The sequence below is a fragment of the Zoogloea ramigera genome (genome assembly GCF_006539865.1).
Classification (GTDB): Bacteria; Pseudomonadota; Gammaproteobacteria; order Burkholderiales; family Rhodocyclaceae; genus Zoogloea; species Zoogloea ramigera.
Genome location: NZ_BJNV01000131.1, coordinates 1 through 4676, shown reverse-complemented (window position 1 = coordinate 4676; position 4676 = coordinate 1). Strand labels below are relative to the sequence as shown.

Annotated in this window: 4 protein-coding genes; 2 read left to right on the top strand and 2 right to left on the bottom strand. The window is 59.6% G+C overall.

Going from position 1 to position 4676, the window contains the following annotated elements; translation table 11 throughout:
* Window positions 1-1621 (bottom strand): hypothetical protein (locus tag ZRA01_RS19875; RefSeq protein ID WP_141355107.1); only part of this gene is annotated, 1621 nt, incomplete at its 3' end.
* A 916-nt stretch (window positions 1622-2537) separates the two neighbouring features.
* Here ZRA01_RS19875 and ZRA01_RS19870 point away from each other — a divergent pair.
* A complete protein-coding gene (locus ZRA01_RS19870) occupies window positions 2538-2975 on the top strand; it encodes a terminase small subunit (RefSeq protein ID WP_141355106.1) in 438 nt (145 codons plus the stop codon).
* A 205-nt stretch (window positions 2976-3180) separates the two neighbouring features.
* A complete protein-coding gene (locus ZRA01_RS19865; RefSeq protein WP_141355105.1) occupies window positions 3181-3897 on the top strand; it encodes a hypothetical protein in 717 nt (238 codons plus the stop codon).
* Between the two features lie 85 nt (window positions 3898-3982).
* On the opposite strand, the gene ZRA01_RS20665 is transcribed toward ZRA01_RS19865, so the two are convergent.
* The coding region (locus tag ZRA01_RS20665; RefSeq protein ID WP_218028775.1) for an AICE element replication initiation protein at window positions 3983-4676 on the bottom strand (694 nt) is incomplete at its 5' end.

Here is a 4676-nt window from a genome sequence, read left to right as displayed (position 1 = left end):
GAGCGCGTACGGGGCGAACCCCTGTAGCCGCGTGCAATGCCACCACAATGTAGGCAGTCAACGCATTATGAAATGCGATAACTCCACCTCTCCGAGCATCCTGAAGCCTCAGCCCAGCATCACGGACTTCAAGACGAAGCTTGGACTCAATGGGGTCGAGCCTGCTTCCGAGAGCATTGCCGTCCAACGGCTCGATACTCGCCAGAGGGACACCAACGGAGTTCAGGATCTTGAATAGCTCACCGCTCCAGCTTGGGTAAGCAGCAGCACCAGGCAAACCCGAATTAGGGTGCCTGCAGAACAGTCTGGAAAAAATGGCATCATTGGACACCGCATAAAGCGCCTGTGGGAGCGCTTGCGCAAGCATTCCCCCAGTTAGCCGGCGCGCAATCGGCTTCATCGCGGGGCCGAAACGGCTCAGGACGGACTCCCTATCCAGCAACTCCCCGAGCGTGCTTGCTCCTGGCCTTTCAGCCCGCCATCGGTTCAGTGCGGTCGAAATCGAGGAGGGGAAAGTGATCGCATGCTTAAGCGCCAGCGCGCGAATCCAAGGCGTGGCAGAAGCCTCCGGCCTCCACCCGCTATCGCGGCGAGCAGGCAGTCGAGTCAGCCCAGTGGGCGAGACCGACCACTCCTCACCGCAATCCGGCCCCACTACCATATCGAGGGTTCGTCGAAGCGACCGGCCTGTACGCAGAGCGATCCAGGCAGTGGCTGCCAGTCGCTGCGCACCATCATCGTTTCCAAGGAAGGTCTCGCTGATCCACAGTTCCAGTGCCCTCACTTCACTAGGCCTTGGTCGATTCAGACTCCAGGGGAGGAAGTGGTTGTCCTCCACGCTGGCCAGGATCACCGAGGAAGCATGGCGTCGCTGCTGCGCAAGTGTCGCGTCCTGCGGAACGTCCGCAGAAAATATCGGGTTTCCGTCCCCCTCTCCTACAACTGCAGCCGGGCTGTGGCCATCGAGGTCATCCATGCCCTCAAGCAGAATGGGGGTAGAGCTTCGGCTCCACGGACGTTCGGCCGGGGGTAGGTGGGACGACAGTCCTGTAGCCGACACGGCATCCGGCGGAAACTCCCGCCTCGCCACGTGAGAAAGGCTTTGCAGAAACGGGCGAGCGCCCTTGTCCAGCCCAGGATTACTGAGATGATATTGCGCCTTGTTATCAATATGAAGTTCAAACGCGCTGTAACCTTGAGCACCACTTAACAGCTGTTCCGCCAAGTGCAACCATTCGCTCCCTCCGTCGCCCGCCAGGCGGAGCCTGTCAGCTACATACCGAAGGTAGCGGTCGTACAGCAGATTTTGTGTGGCACGCTCAAGGGCATGGATCAGCCCCCAGAGGCGAAACCGTTCAAAATATTGGTAGAGACGTTGATTGGTTCGAGCGTATGGATTGCGCGTGGCCAACAAGGCGAAGATGTAGAGTCTCTCCAGCGAAAAACCGGCAAAACGAGTCCGAGCTGTCTTTGCTTCCGGTAGGGGCTGATACTTCGACAAAATCGTGTCCGCCGTCGACAGGCATACCGCGAGCTCATAGAGTTGCATAGCGGTACTGTTTTCTGCAGACCATAGGCTCAAGATATCCAGCACATCAGCCCGAACCAGATAGTGGAGCACTGTGCCAATCGCACCCGGACGCTCTAGAGCCATCGTTGCATCGACAACGAGTATTAGGTTACCGAGGATGTGGTTCGCTTCGGCCCAAGTCGCAAGTTCATCCCATGCTCTGGGCAGGAGAGCAAGGGTCGGGTTACTCGCAGGTTCGTCGTTAGGCTGTAGCGATTCCGTTGCGCTCTGGATAGGGCTTGAGGGGGGCACGGCGGTGTCTCGGTAGGCGGGAGGTTGCCAGAGACTGTAGCACACAGACCATGCCAGACACCGCTTTTAAACACTTGTGGTTATGTCTGTACTTAAAACACGCACAGAGCCAACCAGCCCTCCGAAGGCAGGGGTCGGACGTTCGAATCGTCTCGGGCGCGCCATAAAATCAAGGACTTAGGCCACTTTCGAGTGGCCTTTTTTGCGCCGTACGGAATCCATACGGAAATCCGACTGAGTGCAACACCAGTCAGAAGCCCGCGCGGCGCCCCGATCTCCTGGCCGACCACGTCCCCGGGCAAGGTCACACGCAGGCCAAACCTTGCACCGCACGGGCGGCGTGGCTGCGACGGCTCCGCCCCTACCTTGCTGCCAAACCATCAGGGGTTCAGCCCGCGCCGTCCTGTCACGCCAGCAGCGCGCCGCGCTCGTCGATCACTGACAGGCCTACGGGCTGCATACGCGTGCGCTGTCCGCGCTCCTGCCGCCCCTGGTGGCTTCCCTGGTGAGTAGCGGCCTCCATCCTCGCGCCGTAGGCGCCTCGATTGGTTCTTTCGTTTCCTCGGCGCAAAGCGCCCTCGATTTTCGGTCAGATCAGAAACCGATTCCGAAGTAGGTGGCGGCTTTTCCGAAGTGGGGGGAGGGTGATTGACCTTGTAAACCCTCCAATTTTTCTGCAAAATTTTCACGTACTTATTATGCAAAACAAATAAACATGGAAATTTTGGAAAGACTCACGCCCCGGCAAGCACAGTTTGTCCGGGAGTACGTGACCGGCGGCAACGCAGCAGAGGCCGCGCGGCGGGCTGGTTACAGCGAACGGACAGCGAAGGCCATCGCCTGCGAACTCCTGACGAAACCTGACTTGCAAGAGGCCATACAGGCTCTGCAGGCCGAGAACGCGGCCAAGTGGGACATCACCCGCAAGGATGTAATCGAGGGCGTCCTTGAGGCTGTCGCGATGGCGCGGGTGCAGGGGGAACCGATGGCGATGATTGCCGGCTATCGGGAGCTTGCCCGCATGATGGGGTTCAATGCGCCGGAAGCCCACCGGGTGGAAGTCGTGACGCCTGCGGCTGCATCGGCCATGCTGGCGAAGCTGGCGGCCATGTCGGACACCGACCTTGCCACCCTGGCATCGCGCGGGGCGTAGGTATCTTTTTTTTTCTTCTATAGAAAATACCTACACATCGTCACATCGTCACCGACCCGCGCCAATACTGGCGTTTCGGGGTGTAGGTCGGTGACGATGTGACGGTCTTTGGCTGAGGCAACGGCGTCAACGATGCTGACACACCCGCTCAAATGGCATACAGTAATGCCATTGAGTTTTACGGCACAATGCCCCGGAGTGTGCAATGTCGCTTTTGAGTTTCCTGCCGGCGCTCGTGCTGGCGTTGAATGAGCCGACGTTCGTCTTGATCGCAATGGCTCAAGCCGCGCTTGTTTTCTTCCTTTGCCTTGCATCAAAAAATCGGCTCGCGTCGATCTTTATCGGCATCGTCGGAGTTGTCGTGGCGTTGATGGTGGGAGACAGCCGATACGGCTGGCTTGATGTGCTCTTTGTGATTGCAGCCACCGCGGCGGCAATCTGGAAGCTCACCCCGCACGAAGAGGGTGAGACACGGGGCGAGGTGCTTGCCTTTGCCGGTCAGGCTGCTGGGGTTGTTGTGCTGCTTATAGCGTGCGGTGCCGCCGGGTTGTGGTATTACGCGAACCACGGCGCGGCGATCGAGACCACAGCGAGCGACGAGACCGCCCGTTCTCTGTCGCGCCCCGTCGCTGAATTGAAGCCGCGCCCGGCCCAACTGCAAGAGCCAATCATTGAAGCACCTGAGCCGGTCGCTACACCGCAACGGCAGCCTGTTCAGCAAGGGGGGCTGGTGCCAGATTGGAAATTTTCCGAGATTAAGTACGGAATGAGTGAGGCCGAAATCATTGCGATCATTGGCCCTCCTGGCAGCGTCGTTGAAGTGCGATCCTCTGACGGTCGAAAGACGTCCGCGCTGTGGGGTTATCGATCAGAAAGCGGGGGATCTCATTCTTTTATGATGCATAACGGTCGTTACAGGTGACCTTGGGGCCGGCGCGTCTTCAAAAAGCCCGCGCCGGCCAGAACTTCACTATTGCTCGCGCGCGCTGTCCCTGAAGGGTGCGGTTTCACTCCCTGACGATACGCACCTTCGCGCCTGTCCGCCCTCGCCCTGCGCTCTCGATCCTCACGCCTGCCCGGCGTAACCCTGGGGCAATCCGTTTGACCTGCCCCGATAGGTGCCGGGGTGAGCGCGGCCAGTTGCTGCGGTCAATCTCGGGCATCCTGTTTAACTCGGTTAGCAGTTGCAGGTATGTCCCTTCCCACTCCCGCCCCTCGGGTCGTGCCGCAAGTATCTGTATTCCAACGGCTACGCCGTAGCTTTCCAGCCCTCGGGCGAGCGAGTCGCCGTGCATGCAGTCGAGTCGTTGCGAGAACTCCCCGGCCTTGCCGCCAAGGGCCATGCACACCGCTTCGCCGAGTCGTTGATAGTCCAGCATACGTTTCTGCATACCTTCCGGTATCTCCACCTTGGGCAGCATTTCGAGAGCTTCGGCGAACAGTGTTAGCAGGCCGGTAAAGATGGCGGGATAGTCGCGCAGCCATGCGGCCTCCATCGTCTGTTCGTCCTGGCGCTTGCCCGCTGCGATGGTGGGCAACTCGATAGTGATAACGCGCTCGATGAGGTCGGGCGCCGTCGCAACGGCGTTGATGCCGTTCAGCATCACGGGGCGTTTGCTTGCAATGACGTGCTCATCACCGTTGGTGTAGAGCTGGCGCGTGGCGTACCCGCCCCCGGTGCTCAGGATACACAAGGCGTCT

Bases quoted from the DNA above. Each gene is read 5' to 3' on its own strand.
- ZRA01_RS19870 (WP_141355106.1), top strand. From the start codon at position 2,538: ATGGAAATTTTGGAAAGACTCACGCCCCGGCAAGCACAGTTTGTCCGG.
- ZRA01_RS19865 (WP_141355105.1), top strand. From the start codon at position 3,181: ATGTCGCTTTTGAGTTTCCTGCCGGCGCTCGTGCTGGCGTTGAATGAG.